Below are 24,523 nucleotides of genomic sequence, written 5' to 3' on the forward strand. Positions count from 1 at the left end.
ACGTGGTCGTGATTTGCCGGGGATAGCTGAAATGATGAGCCGACTTACCGCCGCGTTGATCCTGTTTCCCAGTCTCGCCAGCGCCGCCGATATCGATCTCTCCTCCCGCATCGACCGGGTCACGGTCTATCCCGATGGCGCGGTCGTCACCCGTCTCGGCAAGGCCGAGCTGAGCGAAGGCGCTTCGCAGATCGTGCTGCGCGGCCTGCCTGCCTCGATCGACCCCGCCTCGATCCGGGTCGAGGGCAAGGGCACGGGCGCCTTCTCGCTCGGCGCGGTCGATGTCCGCACCGTTCCGGGCGACGTCAAGCCGGTGATCGACAAGGCGCTGGAAGACAAGATCAGGGCGCTGCGCGAGGAGAAGAGCAAGCTCGACGGCGATGTCGCCGCGGTCGAAGCCAAACGCGCCACTATCGAGCGCTTCAGCCAGGTCGGTCCCGACAAGCTTGGACCGGACGGCAAGGCCTTGCCCGTGACCGATTGGCCGGCGGTCTTCGAGGCGATCGGCACCTCGCTTACCAAGGTCAATGGCGAGTTGCGCACGCTGCGCAGCCGCGGTTCCGAGATCGATGCCGAAATCGCCGTTCTGGAGCGGGCGCGGCCGCAACCGGGCCGGCCGGGCGCGCCCAAGCGCGACGTCGCCATCGCGGTCGAAGCGGGCGCGCCTGTCTCGGCCGAACTGGCCGTCAGCTACCGCGTCGGCGGCGCCAACTGGCTGCCGCAATACGAGGCGCGGCTCTCGACCGGCAGCGCCGCGGCCAAGCCCGAGATCGCCTTCATCCGCCGTGCCGAGCTGCGCCAGCGCACCGGCGAGGATTGGAGCGATGTCGTGGTGACGCTCTCGACCACACGCTCGGCCGGCGGCACGCGCGCCCCGGATCTCGCGCCGGTTCAGGTCGCCTTCTACGAGCCTCCCAGCGTCTATGAGCTGCCGCGCAGAAGCGGGCCCGTTGCCGCCCCTGCCCCAATGGCGGCGGCAAAGGCCAAGGCCGAAGCCGAAGCCCAGGCCGATGCCGAAGCGCGGCAGCGCAAAGCCGGCCGCACCGCCGACTTCTATGTGCCGGAGGTCCAGACGGCCCAGCTCGAAGCCGGCGCCTATCAGGCGAGCTTCACCGTGCCCGGCCGCATCACCATTGCGCAGGACGGTTCCTCGAAGGCCGTGGTGCTGTCGCAGGGCAAGGTCAGCCCGACGCTGTCGGCCCGCGCCACGCCGGAGCTGGAGGAGAAGGCCTATCTCGAAGCGGCCTTCACCCATGAGGAGGAGGCTCCGCTGCTCGGCGGCCAGGTCTTCCTGCATCGCGACGGCGCCTATATCGGCCAGGGGCGGATCAGCCTCGTCGCCCCTGGCGACAAGGTCGCGCTCGGCTTCGGCGCCGACGACAAGCTCAAGGTCAGCCGCGTGCCGGTGCGCCGTCGCGAGAGCGAACCGACCTGGATCGGCCAGACCCGCACCGATCTGCGCGAGTTCAAGACGGTGGTGAAGAGCCTGCACGCCCAGCCGGTCAGCGTCACCGTGACCGACCGCGTGCCCTTCTCGGAGAATGCCGCGGTCACCGTCGAGACCTTGCCCCAGACCACGCCTCCCACCGAGAAGCAGCCGAACGGCAAGCGCGGCGTCTCGGCCTGGACCTTCGACCTCGCGCCCGGCGCCGAGAAGGAGATCAAGCTGGTCTACCGGATCAAATGGCCGGGAGATCGCGAGCTGAGCTACGAAGCGCAGCCGCTGCCGCAAGCGACGAACTGAGGCGCGCCCTCAACGCCGAACCGCGTAGCGCAGCAGCATGATGCCGGACCCGAACGGCCTCGCCTCGAGCAGGGCGAGGTCGACCTGGCCGCCATCGAACAGCTTGCCGCCCCGGCCGAGCGCGACCGGATAGACCATCAGGTTGTACTCATCCACGAGGCCGCGCGCGCTGAGATGCTGCACCAGCTTGCGGCTGCCATAGACGAGGATGTCCCCGCCTTCGCCCTGGCGCAGCCGGGACACCTCGCCGGCGATATCACCGCGGACGATCCGCGTGCTCTGCCACGGGCCATCCTGCAGCGTGGCCGAGGCGACGAGCTTCGGCATCGTATTGATACGATCCGCGAAGCCGGTCTCATCGGTGATCTGCGGCCAGACCGGAGCAAAGGCGTCATAGGTGCGCCGGCCGAGCAGCAGCATCTCCGCCGCCATCAGCTCCTCATGCTTGAAGCGGTCGCCCTCCGGCCCGCGCGAGAACGGCCCGACCCAATTCCCGAGGCCCGAATCCTCCATCCCCACCGGATCCTCGATGACACCGTCGAGGGACATGTACTGCGCGACAACAAGTTTCCTGGGCATCGTGACGCTCCGTCATTGGTGGGCGGCGCCGGCCTGGCGAGCCCTTCTCCGCCCACACGACGAACGCAAGCGGCCCGTTTCGACAGACGATCCGAAATTTTCGACGGCGCGGCATAAACTAGCCGGCAAGCACCAATCTTGACCTCGCCGCATTGTTGTCCCATGAGGGCTTGCAAGGACATGCCCTGAAACCCCGGCCTTGCGCCGGGGTTTTTCATGTGTGCGGCACTTGCAGAGAAAACGCAGGGATCGAGAGCCGATGGCAAATGTGGTCGTGGTCGGCGCCCAATGGGGCGACGAGGGCAAGGGCAAGATCGTCGACTGGCTGTCGAGCCAGGCCGATGTCGTGGTGCGCTTCCAGGGCGGCCATAATGCCGGCCATACCCTCGTCATCGACGGCCAGGTCTACAAGCTCTCGCTGCTGCCTTCGGGCATCGTGCGCCCCGGCAAGCTCTCGGTCATCGGCAACGGCGTCGTCGTCGATCCCTGGCATCTCGTCGAGGAGATCGCCCGGCTGCGCGCCCAGGGCGTCGCGATCTCGCCCGAGAACCTGCGCATCGCCGACAATGCGACGCTGATCTTGCCGCTGCATCGCGAGCTCGACCATTTCCGCGAGACCAGCAATGCCGGCCTCAAGATCGGCACGACCAAGCGCGGCATCGGCCCGGCCTATGAGGACAAGGTCGGCCGGCGCGCGATTCGCGTCATCGACCTCAAGGATCCGCAGATCCTCAAGGCCAAGATCGAGCGGCTCCTGGCGCACCACAATGCGCTGCGCCGCGGCCTCGGCATCGACGAGGTCAACGCCGCCGAGCTGCTCGCCGAGCTGACCCGGATCGCCGGCGACGTGCTGCCCTATGCCGACACGGTCTGGGCGCTGCTCGATGCGCAGCGGCGCGCCGGCAAGCGCATCCTGTTCGAGGGCGCGCAGGGAGCCCTGCTCGATGTCGACCACGGCACCTATCCGTTCGTGACCTCCTCCAACATCGTCGCCGGCCAGGCCGCGACCGGCTCCGGCCTCGGCCCCTCCGCCGTCGGCTATGTGCTCGGCATCGCCAAGGCCTATACGACCCGCGTCGGCGAGGGCCCGTTCCCGACCGAGCTCTTCGACGAGATCGGTGAGCTGATCGGCCAGAAGGGCAAGGAATTCGGCGTCGTCACCGGCAGGAAGCGCCGTTGCGGCTGGTTCGATGCCTGCCTCGTGCGCCAGACGGTCAAGACCTCCGGCATCGACGGCATCGCCCTGACCAAGCTCGACATTCTCGACGGCTTCAAGGAGATCAAGGTCTGCACCGGCTACAGGCTCGACGGCGAGGTGCTCGAGCATCTGCCGGCCGGCCAGAGCGACCAGGCCAGGGTCGAGCCGATCTACGAGGTGATCGAGGGCTGGGAGGGCTCGACCGCCAATGCCCGCTCCTGGGCCGACCTGCCGGCGCAGGCGATCAAATACGTCCGGCGCATCGAGGAGCTGATCGGTGCGACGGTCGCCGTGCTATCGACCAGCCCGGAGCGCGACGATACGATCCTGGTGCATAATCCATTCGAGGGTTGACGGGGCAGCCTGACACGGACAATTGAGCCCCATGGCCGATTTCTATCCCATCCTGGCGCGTGCGATCGCCGGGCTGCCGGACAAGTCCCCCGAAGCACGCCGCGCGGTCTATGACCGCGCGCGGTCGGCGCTCGTGGCGCAACTGCGCAGCCTCGATCCGCCGCTGGGCGAGGCGGAGATCATGCGCGAGCGCCTGGCGCTCGACGAGGCGGTCTCACGCGTCGAGGCCGAGCTCAGCGAGAACGAGGGCGGCCTGCCGCAGCAGCCACAGCCGCAACCCCAGCCACCTGCGCCCGCGCCGCGCCCCAGCCCGCCGGAGCCGGCGGCCGCGCCGCCGGAAGCGACGCCGCGCTCCTTCCAGGATGCAGCCGAGGACGAGCCGCGCAATTTCGACGACGAGCCGCTTGAGCCGGAGCCCGTGGAGGCGCAGGTCATCCGCCCGCGCGTCGCGCCGCCGCGCGAGCGCCGCGTCGACCCCGTGCATATTCGCACCGCCATCGTCGGCGGCGGCGTCGCCATCGCCGTCATCGCCATCGCGGGCACTGCGATCTACGTCAACAAATTCAGCCCGACGGACACGACGACACGCCCCCGCGTCGAGACGCCGGCGCAGCAGCAGCCCTCCTCGACCGATTCCGCCGGCAAGATCAACGACCGGATCGGCGATAGCGGCGCACCCCAGAACAACCCGAACCAGGCGCCGCGCACGGGCGGCAACGCCACGGCCCCGGCGGCGCAGGGCAGCGATATCGCCGTCGCCCAGCGCGCGATCCTCTACACGGAGGTGCCGGATAACCCGCAGCAGCCACAGGCGATCAACGGCCGCGTCTTCTGGCGGCTGGACAGCGAAAGCGCCGGCCAGGGCCGCCCGGTCGAGACCATCGTGCGCGCCACGGTCGAGATTCCGGATGCCGGCCTGAGCCTCGATTTCACCATCCGCCGCAATGCCGACAGCGCCTTCCCGGCTTCGCATATCATCGGCATGCGCTTCACCCGCACCGGCGCAGCCGCGGATACGATCCGCGAGGTCGGCGTGCCGCAGTTCAAGACCGACGAGAACGAGCGCGGCGCGCCGCTCTCGGCGATCAGCTCGGCCCTGGGCGAAAACCTCTTCGTCGCCGCCTTGTCGAATGTCCCGGTCGAGATCGACCGCAATATCGACCTGATGCAATCCCGCTCCTGGATCGACATCCCCGTGCGTTTCGCCTCGGGCCGGCGCGGCATCATCACCTTCGAGAAGGGCGTATCCGGCAACCAGACGCTGGCCGACGCCTTCAGCCGCTGGCGCTGAGGCTAGCGCATCGGCCCGAAAAGTGGATTGCGGCTTTCGGGAAAGCCGATGCGAAAACAAGAAGCTAGAGCGTTTCATGTTTTGATTGAAGCGTATCCGGCGTTGTTGAGGTAATTTGCGCATTCGTCTGAGGTGATGGTCTCGACGAGGTGTCCGACCTGTCGCCAGGTGTCTTCGACGGACCGCATCTGGGCCTGCCTCAGCCAATGTTTGATCTTGGCGAAGGCCTGCTCGATCGGATTGAGATCGGGCGAGTAGGGCGGCAGGAACCAGAGCCTGGCGGCAGCCGACCTGATGATTTGGCGGACGGCTGCGGATTTGTGGCTGCCGAGATTGTCCATGATGACGATGTCACCCGGCTTGAGGGTCGGCAGGAGCACCTGTTCGACATAGGCGCAAAAGCATGGGCCGTTGATCGGGCCGTCGAAGACGCAAGGGGCGGTCAGGGCGTTGGCGCGCAGGGCTCCGAGGAAGGTCAGGGTGCGCCAGTGGCCATGGGGCGCACGGGCGCTCAGGCGCTTGCCCTTCTGTCCCCAGCCGTAGAGCGGCGCCATGTTGGTCTTGATCCAGGTCTCGTCGATGAAGACGAGCCTGTCGGGATCGAGGCCACGCTGCCATGCCCGCCAACGCTGGCGCCGGCGGGCGATGTCGGCTCTGGTCTGCTCAAGCGCGAATATCGTTTTTTTTGAAGCGCAGCCCCTCGCGTCGCAAGAAGCGCCAGATCGCGTCATGCGAGATGCAAACCCCATGCGCCGCCAATTCCGCCTTGAGGGCGTGAAGCGTCAGATGCGGGGACTGCTCGATCCGTTCGGCGATGAAGCTGCGGTGCGGCTCCAGTACCCGCTTGCGATGGCCGCCCATCTGCCCTGGTGCAACAGAGCCTGTCGCACGATGCCGCTGCGCCCACTTGATCACCGAAGAGACCGCGACCCCGAACCGGGCCGCCACAGTGCGGCTCGTCTCGCCGGCAAGAACCGCCGCAATCACACGTTCACGCAGATCATTCGAGAGAGCTCGGACCATGCGATGCTGGCCTCCGCCCAGCCAGCATCTTGAATCACAATCCAAAACCCAGGGGAATCCCTCTCGATTCAATCAAACCGGGAAACGCTCTAGAGCATTTTCGAGCGAAGTGGATACCGGTTCGCGTGAAGAAAATGCGTTAAAACAAAGGGCTAGAGAATTTCCGCGATTCGGAGAAGCGCGGAAATGCTCTAGAGCGTCGGCAAGATAACGAAATCCGCGCCGGCGCCATCAGAGCGCAAGCTCCGATCCTCGCGGCGGTCGATGCCATCCACCCTGGCGCCGGACGGGCCGCGCATCGCCTCGCCCACGAGTGTCTCGACTGCCTCGGACTGGCCTGACAATACCGCCTCGACCGTCCCGTCGGCGCGGTTCCTCGCCCAGCCCGTCAGGCCCGCGGCGAGCGCGCGTCGCCGCAGCCATTGCCGATAGCCGACGCCCTGGACCACGCCGGAGATGATCAGGTGCAGGTTCATGGCGGCCTCGCTCCCGCTTGGAGCATCGGCCCGAAAAGTGGAAGGCGGTTTTCGGTAAATGCCGATGCTGAAACAAAGGGTTAGATCATTGAGCGCCTAAGAAGGACGTTCCAGCTTATACCCGCAAGTCCGCAAGCGCTGCCGCGCCCTCAGCCGCCGCCATTCGCCTTGCCGAAGATGCCGTGGAAGCGGCCGAGGAAGCTGCGCAGGCGCTCGCTTTCGGGATTGTCGAACACCTCGGCCGGCCGGCCCTGCTGGGCGATACGGCCCTGGTCCAGGAAGACGACATGGTGCGAGACGTCGCGCACGAACAGCATCTCGTGGCTGACGAGCAGCATCGTCATGCCGGAATCGGCGAGCGAATGCATCACGCCGAGCACCTCCGCCACGAGCTCGGGATCGAGCGCCGAGGTCACCTCGTCGAAAAGCAGCAGGCGCGGCTGCATCGCGACCGCGCGCGCGATCGCGACGCGCTGCTGCTGGCCGCCGGAGAGCTGGTAGGGGTAATGGTCGCGCCGCTCGGCCAGGCCGACACGGCCGAGCCAGTGCTCGGCGATCTCCCGTGCCTCGGCCTTGCCCTTGCCGAGCACCTTGGTCAGGCCGAGCATCACGTTGTCCCCCGCCGTCAGGTGCGGGAACAGGTTGAACTGCTGGAAGACCATGCCGATCCGGGCGCGCTGGGCCGAAACCTTCGTCTCGCTAAGCCGGCGCCGCTTGCCGCCGCGAAGCTGATAGCCGATCGGATCGCCATCGAGCAGGATCTCGCCGCCATCATGCTCCTCGAGCAGGTTGACGCAGCGCAGGAAGGTCGTCTTGCCGGAGCCCGACGCGCCGATCAGGGAGACGACCTGGCCCTGCCGGACCGTGAGGTCGATGCCCTTCAGCACCTCGATCTGGCCGAAGCTCTTATGGACGGCCGTTGCCTGCAGGAGAGGTTGGTCGGTCATCCTGGCCCTCAGTAGCGCAAATAGGAGAAGCGCCGCTCCAGCAGCCCGCCGAGCTGCGCGAGGGCGAAATTGATGATCAGGTACATTGCCGTGGCGAGCAGGTAGAAATCGACGATCATGTAATTGCGGGCCATGACCTGCTGCGAGGCAAGCAGCAGCTCGACCACGCCGATGATCGAGAGCAGCGTCGTGCCCTTGACGATTTCGAGCCCGGTATTGACCCAGGGCGGCAGCATGCGGCGGAAGGCCTGCGGCATGATCACGTACCAGAGCCGCCGCGGAAAGGTCAGGCCGATCGCCTTGGCCGCCTCCATCTGGCCGGCCGGGACCGACTCGACGGCGCCGCGGAAATTCTCGGCGACATGGGCCGTGGCGAAGGCGCCGAGCGCGATCACGCCTGCCCAGAACGCCGCGACATTGATGCCGAACAACGCCAGCCCGTAATAGGTGAACAGGATCAGCACGAGCACCGGGATACCGCGCATCAGGTCGACATAGAGCCGCGACAGCAGGCGCAGCCACCACCAGCCGAAGGTGAGCGCAACGCCCATGGCCAGGCCGCAGATCGTCGCCATGACGATGCTGAAGATCGAGCTCAGCAGCGTGACGCCAAGCCCGCTGAGCAGGCCCTGGCGCGCCTGCCAGGCCTCGAAGAGAAAACTGCCGGGGGTCATCCAGGCGTCCATGAGCGCAGCCTCAGCGAATGGCCGCGTAGCGGCGCTCGAGCAGCCGCAGCAGCAGGGCGATCAGATAGGCCGTGGCGAGGTAGAGCGCGCTCGCCGTCAGCCAGACTTCCATGACGCGGAAGGTGTTCGCGTTGATCTGCCGCGCGGTGAAGGTCAGTTCCGGAACGGCGATCGCCGCCGCCAGCGAGGTGTCCTTGAACAGCGAGATCAGGTTGTTGCCGATCGCCGGCAAGGTGATGCGGAACATCACCGGCAGGATGACGTAGAGCTGCCGCTGCCAGGGCCGCAGGCCGATCGCCTTGGCCGCCTCGACATATTGCTTCGGGATCGAGGACAGGCCGGCACGAAAAACCTCCGACATATAGGCCCCGGCATAGAGCGAGAGCGACAGGACGAAGCTCTGGGTCTTGTCGAGGAAGGTGATGTCGAATTCGGGCAGGCCGAAATAGAGGAAGAAGATCAGGAGCAGGAGCGGCGTGCAGCGGATGAACTCGACATAGAGCCAGGCCGGCCGCGACAGCCACCATTTGCCGGAGACGCGGGCATAGGCGGCAAGCAGGCCGATGACGCAGCCGATCGCCAGCGAGATGACCGCAAGGGTCAAGCCCAGCATCAGCGCGTCGAAGAGCTTGCCGGAGTTCCGCGCAATGACGGACCAGTCGAAATGATAGTCGATCATGCCAGCCGCCAGGTTCCAGGAACCGGCGGACGGAGGGCCCGCCCGCCGGCAGAACGAGGGCCCGAAGGCCCGGCGGCGCTCAGGCGAATTCCTGCGGGAAGCCGACCTTCGGGATCGGCAGCTCGATGCCGAACCATTTCTTGTAGGAGGCGGCGAAATAGTCGAAATCGACGCCCATCATCGCCTCCTTGTAGACCGTATTGACCCAGTTCAGCCAGGTCGGGTCGCCCGGTTTCACGGCGGACGCATAGGAATTGGGCATCCAGCCGAAGCCTGAATCGACGAAGCGGCCGGGCGCCTGCTGCATCAGCCAGCGCATCGCCGACTGGTCCTGCATGGAGGCGTCGATGCGCCTTGCGTTCAGCGCCTGCATCGCCGCGTCAGGGCTCTCGAACGCATCGACCTTGGCGTCGGGCAGCGCCTTGTGGATCCATTCCTCGAGGAAGACGTTCTGCATGCCGCCGATGGCGACCTCCTTGCCGGCCTTCTTCAGCTCCTCGTAATTCTTGTACTTGCCCCCGCGCGCCAGCAGGATCAGGCCGACGCCCTCGCGATAATAGGGAATGGTGAAATCGACCTGCTGGGCGCGTCCGCCCGTCACGGTCATCCATTGCACGACGATGTCGACCTTGTCGGTGACGAGGCTGGGAATGCGCGCATCCGAGCCCTGCAGCACGAACTCGACCTTCTCCGGATCCTCGAACAGGTTCTTGGCGAGCAGCCGCGCGAGGTCGATATCCATGCCGACGAGCTTGCCGCTCGCATCCTGGAAGTGCCAGGGCGGGTTGGTGCTGCCGGTGCCGACGATCAGCTTGCCGCGCTCCTTGATGGTGTAGAGCTTGCTCTTGGCTACCGTTTGAGCGCTGGCCGCGGTCGGCGCCAACGTCGCGAGGCTTCCGGCAGCGAGGCCGCCAAGCGCCGCCCCGGCGAGGCCGAGGCCGAACAGGCTGCGCCGCTCCAGTGTCAGGTCCGTATCGCTGCTTGAAGCCTTATCGTCATGAATGCCCATTACGACCTCCCATTTCCCGATGCGCTCGCACTGCCGACACGGCCAGCAGCATAGCTAGCCGGGCAAGAAATGGGCCAGTTGTCAATCGGTTCTTCGGGAGTCGCCAGGGGCCAGCGCGAGTGCGCTAGTTCAGGCTGAGTGCCCGAAATGCCCGCGTGCTGCGCGGGCACTCCGTGCAATGCCCTCTCGACTAGTTTTCCTTCGTCACCGCCGAAGGCTTGGGCTGGATCGGAGACGCAGACGCAACCGAGGCGGCCAGCAGAGCCTGGGTCGGGTCCGCGCCCTTGAAGCCGGCCTGATTGAGGATCTCATCCAGGATCGGCTTCTGCGCCGTGAAGCTCAGCAGCTGGCTTGTGAGATCGCCCACGGCGCCGTCGGTCCGCTCGCCCGCAGCGGCGCCATTCAACGCGCCGACGAGATTGCCCGCGCTGAAGATCCGGATATCGGAGATCTTCTCGATCGGCTTCATCGCCTGCGCCAGCGCCGCCGGCACGATCTCGACGCGCGCCTTGCTGAGCTCGAAATCGATGATGGCTGGGGCCAATGCGTTGCGCGCCTCGTTCTTGGCACGCTCCGCCCGCGCCTGGGCCTCGCCGAGCTCGATGACGCCAACGGCCCGGACCTTTGCCGCCTCCGCTTCCGCCTCTGCCTGGATCTTGGTCGCGGCGGCGAGGTTTTGCGCGGCCTCGCGTTCGGCCTCGGCCTTGACCGTGATGGCGGTGGCGTCCTGCTCGGCGCTTCGACGCGCATCGATGACTGCGATCCGCTTGGCGCGCTCGGCAACCTCGACGGCGCGGGCCGTCGTGACCTGCTCTTCGGCCGTGACTGCAGCGGCCTTGGCCTCGTCGGCCTTGGCGCGCGCGGCCGCCTCCTCCTCCGTCTTCTGCGCAACTGCGATGGCGGCCTCGATGCGGGCCGTCTCGGTGATCTTGCGAGCCTCGGCTTCGCGCTCGGCAATGCCACGCTCGGCGGCGATACGGGCGGATTCCCGCGCCTGACGGGCTTCCGCATCACGCTCGGCGATGCCGCGCTCGGTCTCGAGGCGGGAGGTCTCCTCGGAGAGGCGCGCTTGCTGCTCGGCCTTGGCGGCTTCGGCGCGCGTCTCCGCGGTCTTGTTGGCGATGTCGCGTTCCTGCGTCAGCTCGGCGTCGCGCTGCTCGCGCTCGATCGTCAGGCGGCGAAGGCTGGCCTCGCGGTCCTTCGTGGCGATCTCGACCTCGTTGTCGCGGACGATCTGGTTGCGCTCGCGCTTGCGCTCTTCGGTGATCTTGGTCAGCGCCGTCAAGCCTTCCGCGTCGAACGAGTTGTTCGGATTGAAGTGCTTGATATCGGTCTGGTCGAGGCGCGTCAGCGAGACGGATTCGAGTTCGAGGCCGTTCGATTGCAGGTCATGGGCGACGGCGGCCTGCACCGACTTCACGAACTCGGCGCGCTGCTCCTGCAGATCGCGCAGCGACATGGTCGCGGCCACGGAACGCAGGCCGTCGACGAACTTGGCTTCGACGAGGGCCTTCAGTGCGTCGGCGTCGTTCGTGCGGTCGCCGAGCGTCTGGGCCGCCAGAGCGATGTTCTCGGCATCGGGCTTCACGCGGACATAGAACTCGGCCGTGATATCGGCGCGCATCCTGTCCTTGGTGATCAGCGACTCGTTTTCGGCGCGCTTCACCTCGAGCCGCAAGGTGCTGAGCGAGACCCAGGAATAGGAGTGGAAGATCGGCAAGATGACCGAGCCGCCATCCACAACCACCTTCTTGCCGCCGAGGCCCGTGCGGACATAGGCCTTGTCGCGCGTGGCGCGGGTGTAGAGCGACGTCATGATGACGCCGATGACGACGATCGCCGTGAGGATGGCGCCGGCGATGATACCCAAGGACAGAAAATCCATGTCTCAAATCCTGTTCGGGGCCGCGCCTGTGACGTTTTCGGGAGCGGGAATCGCCTCGAAGAGGCCATCGGCTCCGTCGACGATCAGGACGATCGTGCCGGTTGCAATGGAATGGCCCGGCGCAGCCTTCGTGCGCAGGGTGTGGATGTTGTCGTGGCGGTCCTTCACCCGGACCGAGCCGGGATTCCCCTGATCGAGCGGGCCGATCGTGACAGTGCCGACAAGCCCGATGAAATCGACCTGGCTCAGCGCATTCGTCTCGTCGCGCGGGATGATGCGGGCGATGCCGCGGCTCAGCCATCGCGTCGGCGGGATCGCGGCGAGGAGCGCCGCCGGCGCGGCGATCATGATGGGGAGCGGCCGCACGATATGGGCTGCGACGCTCTGCATGGCGAAGCCGATCGCGGCGAAGGCCGAGAGCAGGATCACGGCGAGCACCAGGATCGGCACGCCGCCGGCATTGAGCCAGGACATCCAGCCTCCGAGCAGGCCGGCCTCATGGTCGCCAGGTCCGTGATGGCCCAGGCCGTCATCGAGCAGGCCGGAGGCCGATGCCCCGATCAGGACCGAGACGATCTCGATCAGGCCGATGCCGGCGACCACCATCAGCGCCACCCAGAAGGGACCCGTGCCCGGCTGGATGATGCCGTCCATCAGCGTTGGCCTTCCTTGAACGCCCGCAACCGCGCCTCGATCGCATCGTCCCGCTGGATGCGGCCGAGTTCCTCGACCTCCGCGGCCCCGGTCGTGGGCTTGGCGGGAACGCCGGTCACGCGCTCGACGGCCGACAATGCGGCGGCGAGGCGCTGATCGTTGCGCTGCGAGGGCGAGGCCGGCGTGCCGGCGGCGGCTGCCGCCTGCTCGGCCTTCCTGGCATCGTCGAGGCGTTTCACCGCATCGGCGCGCGCCGAGGCGATGCTGCGCAGCGTCGCCTCGGCATCCGCGGTCTCGCCGGCATTCTCGGCGATCGCCTTGGTGATCGCCGTGAGCTGGGCTTCGAGATCGATCTGGACGCCGGTGGCGGCGCGGGCGAGATCGTCCCGGCCCTTCTCCAGGCCGGTCCTGATCTTCTCGTCGAGATCCTTGATCTCGTCGTCGAGATCCTTCGCCTTCGCCTTGAGGCGATGGCCGGCGGCGACAGCGACGCCGAGAGCCGCCCTCGCCTCCTCGGCGATCTTCTCGATCTCGCGCACGGCCTGCTGCGCGACGGCGGTGGTATTGGCGCCCTCCGCCACATCGACCGCATTGTTGACGACGCCGGCGATCACGCGGCCGAGGCGGGCAAGGATACCTTCATTGGACATCATGCTCTCCTTCTTCGGGGTAATTCTGGCCTGGACGGCGACCTGGACGCTGATGGCCGATCCGCTGAAGGACAGGCGCGCTTCGGCAAAATCGTCCCAACCGTCGCGATAGCCATCCACCGTATAGGGGACGACGACACGGCCTTTCACGGTAGCGAGGCTGATGCTGTCCGGGCCTTTGACGGCGAACAGCTTGGAATCGAGGGGTATGTCGACGATCTCGTCGCCGGCCGAATGCCTGCTGTGGTCGCGCAGGGCCAAGGTCGCCATCCGTGAGGGAAGGCCGGTGCGGGCCCTGATCTCCTCATAGGCCTCCTCGTGCAGCGCCACGAGATTGGCCCCCTTGGTACCGTCGAGGATCGCCATCGCCTGGCGATAGGCGTCGAGCGTCGACTGCAGCGCGTCCCGATCCTCGTCGGTCGGCATCAGCAAGAACGCCATTGTCGCTTGGGGCTTCCTGACCATGCAAATTATATAAAGCACTGCTTGAGTGCTTTCAAGGTCGCGGCATGGCTCACGGAAGTTGCAGTTAAGATTCTTGCTACCTGCAAGCGAAATTTCGCGGGGATCGCCTCACGGAGCGGACGATCGGCCTGGTGGCGCGCGTCCTCGCCGGTGCAGGGCCGCTCGATAGCGTGCACATCGCAAGCCTGGCCTGATATGAAGGCGGATCGCTCGCCTCGCCAGGACCGACAATGCCGGCTCCCCTCGACCCTGAACGACTAAGGCTGCGCGGGACGCCCGGCGAGGTCGAACATTGGCGGCGCTGGGGACCCTATGTCAGCGAGCGGCAATGGGGCACGGTCCGCGAGGATTACAGCCCGGACGGCTCCGCCTGGGAATATTTCCCGCATGACCAGGCCCGCAGCCGCGCCTATCGCTGGGGCGAGGACGGCATTGCCGGCTTCTGCGACGACCGCCAGCTGCTCTGCCTGTCGCTGACGCTCTGGAACGGCAAGGACGCGATCCTCAAGGAGCGGCTCTTCGGCCTGACCAACCATCAGGGCAATCACGGCGAGGACGTCAAGGAACTCTATTACTATCTCGATGCGATCCCGAGCCACGCCTATGGCCGGATGCGCTACAAGCTCACCCAGGGCGCCTATCCCTATCAGCAGCTGATCGACGAGAACGCCCGGCGCAAGGGCCATGGCCAACCCGAATTCGAGCTGATCGATACCGGCCTGTTCGACGATGATCGCTATTTCGATGTCGACGTCGAATACGCCAAGGCTGCACCGGGCGACATCCTGATGCGCGTCACCGTGCATAATCGCGGTCCGGAGGCCGCACCGATCCATATTCTGCCGCAGGCCGTCTTCCGCAACATCTGGAGCTGGTCCGAGAGACGACGCCCGCAGATGAGCGAGCAGGGCCAAGGCGAAGTCCTCGGCGACCATGACGCGCTCGGCCGCTTCGCCCTGAGCTTCGAGGCACCGGACCGGCTGCTCTTCTGCGACAACGATACGAACATCGCCAAGGTTTTCGGCAGCGCCGCCACCCGCGGCTATTTCAAGGACGGCATCAACGACTTCGTCGTCGAGGGCCAGGCGGCCGCGATCAACCCGGAGAGCCGCGGCACCAAGGTCGCGGGACTCTATCAGCGCGACGTGCCGGCTGGAGCTACGGTCACGGTGCGCGTCCAGCTTTGCGTCGGGGCGGATAGGACGGCCGGCTTTGCCGATTTCGATGCGACGGTGGAAGCACGCAAGGCCGAGGCGGACAGCTTCTATGCCGTGCTCCAGGCGAACATCGCCGATGCGGATACGCGCCTCGTGCAGCGCCAGGCGCTTGCGGGCATGCTCTGGAGCAAGCAGTTCTACTGTTACGACGTCGCCGAATGGCTCGACGGCGACCCGGGCGAGCCGCCGCCGCCCGAAGCGCGCAAGCACGGACGCAACAGCGACTGGCGCCACCTGAGCGCGGCCGACATCATCTCGATGCCGGACAAATGGGAATATCCCTGGTTCGCTGCCTGGGATCTCGCCTTCCACTGCATCGGGCTGGCGCTGGTCGATCCCGACTTCGCCAAGCGCCAGCTCCTGCTGCTCTGCGAGGTCTGGATGATGCATCCCAACGGCGAGCTGCCGGCCTATGAATGGGAGCTCAGCGACGTCAATCCGCCGGTCCAGGCCTGGGCGGCCCTGCATCTCTACGATTTCGACAAGCGCTGGAACGAGGGTGTCGGCGATGTCGAGTTCCTGGAGCGCATCTTCCAGAAGCTGCTGATGAACTTCACCTGGTGGGTGAACCGCAAGGATGCGCGCGGCCTCAATATCTTCGAGGGTGGTTTCCTCGGGCTCGACAATATCGGCCTGTTCGACCGCTCGAAGCCGCTGCCGGGCGGCGGCTATATCGAGCAATCCGACGGCACCGCCTGGATGGCGATGTATTGCCTCAACATGTTCCACATCGCCGTCGAGCTCGGTCAGCACGACAAGGCCTATGAGGACATGGCCTCAAAGTTCTTCGATCACTTCCTGCATATCGCCTCGGCGATGACCGGACGCGACGGCAAGGGCAGCGGCCTCTGGGACGACACGGACAATTTCTACTACGACCAGCTCTGCCTGCCCGACGGCTCGGTCCAGCCGATGCGGGTCCGCTCGGTCGTCGGGCTGATCCCGCTCTTCGCCGTCGCTGTGGTCGAGGGCGAGAACCTGCGCAAGCTGCCCGGCTTGCTCGAGCGCATGGCCTATTTCCACCAGCAGCACAGCGCTCTCGCGCTGCTGGTGTCACGCTGGAACGATCCGGGAGCCGATGGCCGCCACCTGCTGTCGCTCGCCCGCCGGTTCCGGATGGTCAAGCTGCTCGAACGGATGCTCGACGAAAGCGAGTTCCTGTCGCCGCACGGGGTGCGCGCGCTGTCGCGCGCCTATCTCGACCAGCCCTGTATCTTCGAGCTCGAGGGCAAGCGCCATGAGGTCAGATACCTTCCGGCGGAATCGACGCTCGGCCTGTTCGGCGGCAACTCGAACTGGCGCGGCCCGGTCTGGATGCCGGTCAATTTCCTGCTGCTGGAAAGCCTGCGGCGTTTCCATGATTATTATGGGCCGGGCCTCACGGTCGAGGCTCCGACCGGTTCCGGCACCAGGCTGACGCTGGACGAGGTCGCCGACGAGCTCAGCCGGCGGCTGATAGGATTGTTCCTGCGCGGCAAGGACGGACAGCGACCGGTCTTCGGCGATAATGCCAAGCTGCAGACCGATCCGCATTTCCGCGATCTCGTGCTGTTTCATGAGTATTTCGACGGCGATACCGGCCGCGGCCTCGGTGCCTCGCACCAGACGGGATGGACCGGGCTCGTCGCCTGCCTGATCGACCAGCTCGCGACCAGGTCCGCGCCGAGCTGAGGGGATGGCTGAGAGATCCTGCAACGCGTTGAACACCTGCGATCGGAAGGACGAGCGATGTCACTGAAAGGCAAGGTTGCGATCGTCACTGGCGGCAATAGCGGCATCGGCAGGGCGATCGCCCTTGGCCTCGCCAAGGCCGGCGCCAATATCGTCATCGACTTCATCTCCGACGCCGCGGCAACCGAGACGCTCAAGCAGGAGATCGCCGCGTTCGGATCCGAGGCGATCGGCGTCGAGGCCGATGTCAGCAAGGTCGAGCAGTTGCAGCGACTGGTCGATGCGGCGGTGGCAGAGTTCGGCCATATCGACATCATGGTCAATAATGCCGGGGTGGAGACCCGCACCTCGGTGCTGGAGACGACCGAGGCGCAATATGACAAGGTGCTCTCGATCAACCTGAAGAGCGCCTTCTTCGGCACCCAGATCGCCGCCCGGCAGATGATCAGGCAGGGCACGCCGGGCCGGATCATCAATATCACCTCGGTGCACGAGGATTGGCCGATGCCGGGCAACACGGCCTATTGCCTGGCCAAGGGCGGCATGCGGATGTTGACCCGCACGGCGGGCGTCGAGCTCGCGCCCCACGGCATCCTCGTCGTCGGCGTCGGCCCCGGCGCGGTCGCGACCCCGATCAATCTCTCGACGATGAAGGATCCGGCGCTGCTGGCGAAGCTCGACGCCGCCATTCCCCTGGGCCGTCTCGCCGACCCCGGCGAGATCGCAAATGTCGTGGTCTTCCTGGCCGGCGAGGGCGCGAGCTACCTGACCGCAACGACGATCTTCGCCGATGGCGGGATCATGCAGGGTAGCGTCGGGCTCTAGTCGATCACTGCGCCGCCCGAGCTGGCCGCCGCGCTCGCCGGCGGCGGGCCTTCGCTTTCAGATCGCCGCGTCCGGCAGCTAATCGTCAGGCGACCCCGACGCTGCCGAAAACCATGCGGCCGCGATGGAAGGTCGCGCTGCGATCCGGCAGGCGAGCGACAGCCTCTGCCGAGCAGCTGGCGGGGACCAGCGTGAAGGCGGCGTCGTCGCCGATCTTGGGCCATGCCCGTTTGCCGTTGTCGTCGAGTGGCAGCACCCCGCCGGTGGCGATCGCCATCGCCCGCGACAAACGGAACTCGTCGCTCCCGCGGTAGAGCTGGGCGTAGAGATTCGCCTTCTCGAGCATGTCGGCGCGCCCGAAGGGCGACCAGTGATCATAGACGCTGTCAGTGCCCGTCATCACGAACACGCCCTTCTCGCTCAGCTGCGGCAGCGGCATCGTCATGCTGCCAAGCGGCACCGTCGAGGCGATCGTCATACCCTGCGTCGCCATGCGCGCGGCGGTCTCCGTGACCGCCCCCGGGGCCAGCGTGGCGAGGGCGAAGGCATGGCTGATCGTCACCTTGCCGCGCAAGGCCGGGTTCTTCTCGACGGTGGCGATCATGTAATTGATCGCGGCGACACCGGCCAGGCTCGTCTCGTGCAGGTGGATATCGACACCCTTGCCCGTATCGAGCGCAATCTGGAACATGGCGTCGAGCGACCTTTCCATGGTCCCGTCGACATTGGTCGGATCCAGCCCGCCGACATAGGCAACGCCCATCTGCATCGCTTCCCGCATCAGGCCATCGACCTTCGAATGCAGAAGCCCGTGCTGCGGGAATGCCACGATCTCGCAGCTGAAGTCGTCGCGATGGTTCTCCAGCGCGCGCAGCAGATGCTCCAGGCTCTTGAGGCCGCTGACCGGATCGATATTGCAGTGGCTGCGCGCCACCGTCGTGCCCTTGGACTGAAGCAGGGCGATCAGCGCTTCGGCCCGTTGCTGCGAAGTCGGCAGGAGCTGCGGCAGCAGCTTTTCCTCGCGCGCGATCATGTCCAGGATCGTCTTGCCCTGGCGCGGCAGCGGCGCCTGCCACGGACCACCATAGAACGTCTTGTCGAGATGGATGTGCATGTCCCGCATCGTCGGCAGCGCGAGCTGGCCATGGGCTTGATAGCGAGGCAGGCCGGCCGGCAGAGCGCTACCTGCCGAATGCAGCGCGACGATCTTGCCGGCCTTGATCTCAAGCGTATAGAGCCCCGTGCGCGTCGCGATCACGGTGTCGCCGTCATACTCGAAGCCGTCCTCGAGCCGTACATCCGTCAGGCAGTAATGCTGGTCGGTCACGCTCTGCGTTCCGGTCGTGGGCGCGGCGCTGCTCCTGGTAGCGGGCGCCGCCGTAGCACTGCCGCTCGCCAGGCCGATAACGGCGCAAGCGGTGGCCAAGCCTCCCGTCTGGCCGAGAAACGCGCGTCTGCTCTGCTGAAATCCCGCTTCCATGGTCGCCGCCTCCGTTTCGTTGTTTCCGTTGGATTACGGGCGGAAGGCGCGATTTGGCAGCGATATTTGCCAATGCTGGCTATTTGAAACGGCAATGCGGCGAGCCCATCGGCCCGAAATATGGATTGCGGTAGTCGGAAAAGCCGATGCGGAACAAGAAGCTGGATCATGGCTCCAGTCGGCAGAACGCGGCGAGCCGCTCGGCCAGAACCAAGGTCGAGACGGGTGCGTTGTCGCGATAGTAGAGCGCCAGCTCGAAATCGGTGATCTCGACCAAGCCTTCAGCGGCGCCCAGCGTCCGATGGCCCGGCAGCTGGCAACTGGCGGGCAGAAGGGTCACGCCCAGCCCGGCAGCGGATGCCGCGGCGAGCGCGGCCAGGCTGCCGCTGCAGTAGCCGACGCGCCAACGCAGGCCGAGCTCGTCGAGCGCCTGGCACAGTTCGTCACGATAGAGCCCGCCGAGCGGGAACATCGCCAGCGAGACCGGCGAGCGCTCGATGGCGGGGTGCGCCATGCTGTCGAGCCACAACAGCGGCTCGTGCCGCGCGGCACGCGGCGGCTGGCCGCGCCGCTGCTTGACCAGGATCAGGTCCAGCTCCTCGCGGTCATAGGCGCCGCGCAGGTCGGTGCTCAGCCCGCTGGTGACATCGAGGCGCAGATGCGGTTGCTCCCGGCTGAATGCCGCAAGCAACTCGACGGTGGGGACGGCAAAATCCTCCGGCATCCCGAGCCGCAGGACACCGTCGCGCCAGGCGCCCGTCAGCGCATCATGCGCCTCCTCGTTGAGAGCGATGATCCGCCGCGCATAGGTCAGCAGCCGCTCTCCCTCCTCGGTGAGCTCGACCTGATGCGACGAGCGCTCCAGAAGCGGCCTTCCGAGCAGATCCTCGAGCCGCTTGACCTGCAGGCTGACGGTGGATTGCGACAGCGACACCCGATCGGCCGCGCGCGTGAAGCTCAGTGTCTCGCAGACGGCAACGAAGCTGAGCAGCAGTTGCGGATTGAACATCGGGTATCGATTCACGCCTCCGCCACTCCATGATGCTTCGGCCGATGATCCGGTTCATACACGCAATGCCCGGCCCAATCGACAGGCCACCATCCTGTCGTCTCGGGATCGCTCTGACCGCTCACGCTGCGCCAGCACAAACCGTGGACGGAATCGGAAAGGGCGCCCTCGCGGGCGCCCTTTCGCTCGGTCTTGGTCGTGACGCTCAGACGAAGTGGAAGTCGTCGGCGTGGAGGCTGGCGAGCTGGAGGTTCTTCAGCGTCAGCGACGTGTCGGCATCGACCGTGAAGACCGTGTCCGCGCCGACCTGATGAGCAGCGGCGATCGCCGCATCGAAATCGGCGAAGACATTTGTCGCGAACTCGATGACGTCCGAGCTCGAGCCGGTCGTCTTGAAGTCGCTGATCGTGTCCTTGCCGAAGCCCGCCGCGAAGACGAAGGCGTCGTGGCCCGAGCCGCCGGTCAGCGCATCGTCGCCCGCGCCGCCGGTGATCCGGTCGTCGCCCGAGCCGGCATCGACGGTGTCGTTGCCGGCACCGGCAACGATGATGTCATTGTCCGAGCCTGCGTCGATCACGTCATTGCCCGCGCCGGCATCGATCGTATCGTTGCCGGAGCCTGCCTTGATCGTATCGATGCCGGCGCCGCCGTCGACATGGTCGTTACCCGAGCCGCCGTCGAGCAGGTCGTTGCCGTCGCCGCCGGAGAGCGTGTCGTCGCCGGCGCCGCCCTTCAGCGTGTCGTTGCCAGCGCCACCATCGAAGCCGTCATTGCCGTTGCCACCAGTGACGGTGTCATCACCCGCTCCGAAGAGCAGTTTCTCGATGTTCGAGAAGCTGTCGGTGCCGATGCCCGCGCCCGAGATCAGGCCGCGGGTGGTGTCGACCGAGATCGGGCCCGTCGCCGCCGAGAGATCGAGCGTGTCGAAGCCCGCGCCACCGTCGATCGTGTCGTTGCCGGCGCCAGCGAGAATGAGATCGTCACCCGCGCCACCATTCAGCGTATCGTTGCCGGCACCGCCATCGAGCGTGTTGGCGAGATCGTCGCCAGTGATGACGTCGTTGCCCGAGCCGCCGATGACGGTTTCGATCGAGCTCAGCTCGTCGAAGCCGATATTGTCGCCCTCGGCCGTGCCCGCCGAGAGGTCGACCACGATACCGGTGGTGTCGTCGGAGTAGTTGGCCGTGTCGATGCCCGCGCCGCCATCGAGGGCATCGTCGCCTTCGCCGCCGAAGAGCATGTCGCTGCCGGCGCCACCGATGAGCGCGTCGTCGCCGATGCCGCCCTTCAGCACGTCGTTGCCATCATCGCCGGAGAGCTCATCGTCACCCGCGCCACCGTCGATCACGTCGTTGCCAGCGCCGCCGAAGACCGTGTCGTCACCGCCGAGCGCGTTGATCGTGTCGTTGCCGATCGTGCCCTGAAGCGCGTCGTCGCCTTCCGTCCCAACCGGACCGTCGAGCCTGCGCAGCGAGATGTCGTCGAGCGCAGCACCATAGCCGTTCTTGTTGGTCTCGGTCCCTTCGAAGACGAGCTCGTTCTTGCCGTCGCCGGCACCACCGACCACGCTGATCGTGTAGGTCTCCCAGCTCGCGCCCGGCTTGCCTTCGAAAATGATCTGGCCGCCCCATGAGACGCGGACGCCGTCGTCATTGGTCGCAGCGTCGATATCGGCGAGCGAGAACTTCAGCTCATAGGCCTTGCCGGCCTCGACGCCCGCAACCGCCTGCACCAGACGGGCATTGTTCTTGTTGCCGTCCATGTCGAACCAGGCCTTGCCGTCCTTGGCGCTGACACCGTTCAAGGTGTCGAAATGCACCTCGGCGCGGCCACCGGCGGCCGTATTGGTCTGCTTCCAGCCGGGAATGACGCCGCTATCGTTGCGATAGCCCCAATCGCCGACCCAGTTGCCGTTATTGGCGCCGGTCAGATCCTCGAAGCTGCCATTGACGATCAGGTTCGGATTCTTGTCGATCTTGATCATCGAGACAGCGTCGAGCGCGACGCCTGCGCCATTCGGGCTCGGCGTGGTGCTCTGGAACATCAGCTTGTTGGAGCCGTCGCCGGCGCCGCCGACGACGTCGATCGTGATCTGCTGCCACTTGCCCTTGGGAATGCCGGTACAGATGAGCTGGCCGCCCCAATAGACGTTGACGGTGTCGTTGGCCTGCGCCGTATCGGTGTCGGCAATGGAGAATTTGAGCTGGTAGGTCTTGCCGGCCTCGACGCCGGCAACGGTCTGGACCAGCTTGGCATTCGTCGGAGCGCCTTCGAGGTCGAACCAGTAGCTGCCCTCCGCGGGACCGACACCGCCGACCGTATCGCGGTGCACCTCGGCGCGATTGTCGCCGATATTGGTCCAGCCGGGGATGACGCCCGCGGGGCTGGTGTTGCGATAGCCCCAGTCGGCGCCGTTATCCGCTCCGGTCAGGTCCTCGAAACCGCCATTGACGATCAGATCGACCGGCGCCGGCTTGATGGTCAGGGTCATGGTCGCCTGGTCGACGCCGCCGTGGCCGTCATTCACCTGGAAGGTGAAGCTGTCGCTGCCCGCGAAGCCCGTCGCGGGCGTGTACTTGTAGCTGCCGTCCGCGTTGATCACGACCGAGCCATGCGCCGGGCCGGTGCCGAGGCTGTAGGCCAGCACGTCGTTATTGGCATCCGTCGCCGTGAGCTGGCCGGTGAGGACCTTGCCCTGGTCGCCAGTGGCCGTGCCTGCCACCGCGTCCGGCGCGATATTGTCGGGGAGCTGCTCACCCGGCTCGGCGATCTTGACGAAATGCACGTCGTCGAGCGCGGCACCGTACCAGTTCTGGTTCGTCTCGGTGCCCTGGAAGATCAGCTCGTTCGTGCCGTCGCCTGAGCCGCCGACCACATTGAAGCTGAAGGTATTCCAGCTGGCGTTCGGGATGCCCTCGTAGACGACCTGGCCGTTCCAGAGCACACGCACGCCATCATCATTGGTGGTACCATCCGCATCGGCGATCGAGAAGGTCAGGCGATAGGTCGCGCCCTCTTCGGCCCGGTCGATGTGCTGGACCAGCGTGACATTGTGGCCGTTGCCATCGAGATCGAAATATTTGGTGCCCTCTTTCGGGCCGACGCCGTTCTGGATGTCCTTGTGGATCTCGACGCGGTTGCCGGCACGGTCGACCCAACCGGGCAGCGTGCCGCCCTCGTTGAGCCAGCCCCAGCCATTGCCGGCCACAGTCAGGCCGGTGACGTCCTCGAAGCCGCCATTGACGATGAGATCGGTACCGATCGCGACCGGCGGCTGGGGCGGCTCGGTCGCGAGGTCGGGCGCGGTGGCGAGCACGTCTTCGAGCGCCGGCAGCGCGGCCGCGACATCGCCGTCGGATCCGGTCGTCGCATGGCTGGCGAGCTCGGTGCCGGCCCAGGTCACGCCATCCGAGAAGGTGATCGAGGCCGGCTGCCCCGCGGCAACCGCACCGTTGCGGATCACGAACGCATCGTCGCCAGCGCGGATGATGAGATTGCCACCATCCTGGACGACGGTGACGTCGCCCGAGGCGATGTCTTCGAAGTTGACCGTGCTGGCATTGTCGAGCGAGACGAGATCGATGCCGGCGCCCGTGCGGAACAGGACCGTGTCGCCGCTCGCGACGATGACGTCATTGCCGGCGCCACCATCAAGCACATCGCTGCCCGCATCGCCTTGGAGGAAGTCGCTCCCGCCACCGCCGACCAGATGATCGTTGCCGTCACCGCCGAAAAGAAGGTCGTCGCCGGCATCGCCATAAACCGTGTCGTCGCCGCCCTTGGCGCGAACGATGTCGTCGCCCTGCATGGCGTAAAAGAGGTCTTTGCCGGCACTGCCCGAGACCGTCTCGTCGACGCCCGAGCCGTAGACGGTTTTGACGCCGTTGATCTGCTCCAATGCCGTGCGGGCGACGTTCATCGAGTCGACATAGACCGCATCGACGCCCTGATTGATCAGGTTCTGGATGTCGGTCTGCGCGCCGTTGACGGTCCAGGCATGGACTTCGAGGCCGAGCGCGTGGGCCTGATCGACCTGCTCCTTGGTGAAGGAGCCGACCGACGGCGCGATGCCGTCGGCATATTGCGCGATCTGTTCGAGGTTCGAGATACCGCTCGTCAGCAGCAGCAGCGGGAAGTCGACGCCATATTGCGGCATGATCTGGTCATGCAGGCTCTGCAGGTTCCCCGAGGCGAAGCTGTTGATATAGACCCGCGACGGGTCGGTGAATTCGTGCTCGACCAGCTTCTGGATCACGGCCTCGCTGGTCGCGTAGTTGGTGCTCTTGGTCTCGAGCGTGATGCCGATATTGCGGCCGGTCTCGATCGACTGTGCCTTCACCAGCTCGATGACCTGGTCGAACGTGACGAGGCTCGGGTTCTCCGCCAGCGCCTCGGCATAGGTCTTGTTCGAGAAGTCGTGATTGTCGTGCGAGCAGACCAGCACGCCGTCCTTGGTCAGATAAAGATCCGGCTCGATGAAATCCGCGCCCCAGTTGATGGCGGCCTTGTAGGAATCCAGCGAATGGTCGGGATAGGGGTTGCTGCCGCGATGGCCGAGAAGAACGATATCGGTCATGGTCTGGTCTCCGAAAGACAATAAGAGGCCGACCCCGCCGCGGCGTCGCGACGAGGAGGAAAATCGGGGAAATGCGATCATCGCGCCGCGCCCTCGAGGGCGCGG

18 protein-coding genes are annotated in these 24,523 nt (G+C 66.1%); 5 read left to right on the forward strand and 13 right to left on the reverse strand.

The features are described from left to right. Nucleotides 1-34 precede the first annotated feature (34 nt). Nucleotides 35-1,744: a mucoidy inhibitor MuiA family protein gene (locus EV560_RS04765; protein ID WP_165923319.1), complete on the forward strand. Its 1,710-nt coding sequence runs from the start codon at nt 35-37 to the stop codon at nt 1,742-1,744. 9 nt (nt 1,745-1,753) lie between these two features. Here EV560_RS04765 and EV560_RS04770 read toward each other — a convergent pair whose 3' ends face one another. Next, a complete protein-coding gene (locus tag EV560_RS04770; RefSeq protein WP_131854471.1) occupies nt 1,754-2,323 on the reverse strand; it encodes a dihydrofolate reductase family protein in 570 nt (189 codons plus the stop codon). Between the two features lie 259 nt (nt 2,324-2,582). Between EV560_RS04770 and EV560_RS04775 the strand changes: the two genes are divergently transcribed. Further along, a complete protein-coding gene (locus tag EV560_RS04775) occupies nt 2,583-3,875 on the forward strand; it encodes an adenylosuccinate synthase (protein ID WP_131854473.1) in 1,293 nt (430 codons plus the stop codon). Nucleotides 3,876-3,906: 31 nt separating this feature from the next. Then, nucleotides 3,907-5,166, forward strand: coding sequence for a histidine kinase (locus EV560_RS04780; protein ID WP_131854475.1), 1,260 nt, complete (start codon nt 3,907-3,909; stop codon nt 5,164-5,166). Between the two features lie 74 nt (nt 5,167-5,240). Here EV560_RS04780 and EV560_RS04785 read toward each other — a convergent pair. The 9 genes from EV560_RS04785 to EV560_RS04825 form a co-directional block, all read right to left on the reverse strand. Further along, a protein-coding gene (locus EV560_RS04785) for an IS630 family transposase (RefSeq protein ID WP_131854477.1) occupies nt 5,241-6,189 on the reverse strand; the annotation gives its coding sequence in 2 pieces (ribosomal slippage) (nt 5,241-5,852 and nt 5,854-6,189; 948 coding nt in all). A 191-nt stretch (nt 6,190-6,380) separates the two neighbouring features. Beyond that, entirely contained in the window at nt 6,381-6,665 is a 285-nt protein-coding gene (locus tag EV560_RS04790; RefSeq protein ID WP_131854479.1) for an acylphosphatase, read from the reverse strand. Nucleotides 6,666-6,814: 149 nt separating this feature from the next. Beyond that, complete coding sequence (locus tag EV560_RS04795) at nt 6,815-7,612, reverse strand: amino acid ABC transporter ATP-binding protein (protein ID WP_131854481.1); 798 nt, start codon at nt 7,610-7,612, stop codon at nt 6,815-6,817. An 8-nt stretch (nt 7,613-7,620) separates the two neighbouring features. Beyond that, entirely contained in the window at nt 7,621-8,286 is a 666-nt protein-coding gene (locus EV560_RS04800) for an amino acid ABC transporter permease (protein ID WP_131854483.1), read from the reverse strand. A 22-nt stretch (nt 8,287-8,308) separates the two neighbouring features. Continuing rightward, the gene (locus EV560_RS04805) at nt 8,309-8,977 is read right to left on the reverse strand and encodes an amino acid ABC transporter permease (RefSeq protein WP_131854485.1); all 669 of its coding nucleotides are present in this window, start codon (nt 8,975-8,977) and stop codon (nt 8,309-8,311) included. A gap of 79 nt (nt 8,978-9,056) precedes the next feature. Then, on the reverse strand, nt 9,057-9,986 hold the full coding sequence (locus EV560_RS04810) for a transporter substrate-binding domain-containing protein (RefSeq protein ID WP_131854487.1): 930 nt from the start codon (nt 9,984-9,986) through the stop codon (nt 9,057-9,059). A gap of 190 nt (nt 9,987-10,176) precedes the next feature. Beyond that, nucleotides 10,177-11,871, reverse strand: coding sequence for a flotillin family protein (locus tag EV560_RS04815; protein WP_131854489.1), 1,695 nt, complete (start codon nt 11,869-11,871; stop codon nt 10,177-10,179). A gap of 3 nt (nt 11,872-11,874) precedes the next feature. Next, nucleotides 11,875-12,525 (reverse strand): OB-fold-containig protein, encoded by a 651-nt coding sequence (locus EV560_RS04820; protein WP_131854491.1) that lies wholly within the window; start codon nt 12,523-12,525, stop codon nt 11,875-11,877. After that, nucleotides 12,525-13,616: a PspA/IM30 family protein gene (locus EV560_RS04825; RefSeq protein WP_131854492.1), complete on the reverse strand. Its 1,092-nt coding sequence runs from the start codon at nt 13,614-13,616 to the stop codon at nt 12,525-12,527. Before EV560_RS04825 ends, EV560_RS04820 begins: the two co-directional genes overlap by 1 nt. A 254-nt stretch (nt 13,617-13,870) precedes the next feature. Between EV560_RS04825 and EV560_RS04830 the strand changes: the two genes are divergently transcribed. After that, nucleotides 13,871-16,528, forward strand: coding sequence for an MGH1-like glycoside hydrolase domain-containing protein (locus EV560_RS04830; protein ID WP_207907941.1), 2,658 nt, complete (start codon nt 13,871-13,873; stop codon nt 16,526-16,528). 57 nt (nt 16,529-16,585) lie between these two features. Further along, on the forward strand, nt 16,586-17,353 hold the full coding sequence (locus EV560_RS04835) for a glucose 1-dehydrogenase (protein ID WP_131854494.1): 768 nt from the start codon (nt 16,586-16,588) through the stop codon (nt 17,351-17,353). A gap of 85 nt (nt 17,354-17,438) precedes the next feature. Here EV560_RS04835 and EV560_RS04840 read toward each other — a convergent pair whose 3' ends face one another. The 3 genes from EV560_RS04840 to EV560_RS36645 all read right to left on the reverse strand — a co-directional run bounded on the left by EV560_RS04840 (nt 17,439) and on the right by EV560_RS36645 (nt 24,418). Further along, nucleotides 17,439-18,680 carry an amidohydrolase family protein gene (locus tag EV560_RS04840; protein WP_248311886.1) on the reverse strand — a complete coding sequence of 414 codons (1,242 nt, stop codon included), beginning with the start codon at nt 18,678-18,680 and terminating at the stop codon, nt 17,439-17,441. 319 nt (nt 18,681-18,999) lie between these two features. Then, the gene (locus EV560_RS04845) at nt 19,000-19,842 is read right to left on the reverse strand and encodes a LysR family transcriptional regulator (RefSeq protein ID WP_131854498.1); all 843 of its coding nucleotides are present in this window, start codon (nt 19,840-19,842) and stop codon (nt 19,000-19,002) included. A 205-nt stretch (nt 19,843-20,047) separates the two neighbouring features. Beyond that, nucleotides 20,048-24,418: a glycerophosphodiester phosphodiesterase family protein gene (locus tag EV560_RS36645; RefSeq protein WP_348982187.1), complete on the reverse strand. Its 4,371-nt coding sequence runs from the start codon at nt 24,416-24,418 to the stop codon at nt 20,048-20,050. Between the last annotated feature and the right edge of the window lie 105 nt (nt 24,419-24,523).

Origin of the sequence: Allobosea sp. BK604 (genome assembly GCF_004341515.1) — a bacterium.
GTDB lineage: Bacteria > Pseudomonadota > Alphaproteobacteria > Rhizobiales > Beijerinckiaceae > Allobosea.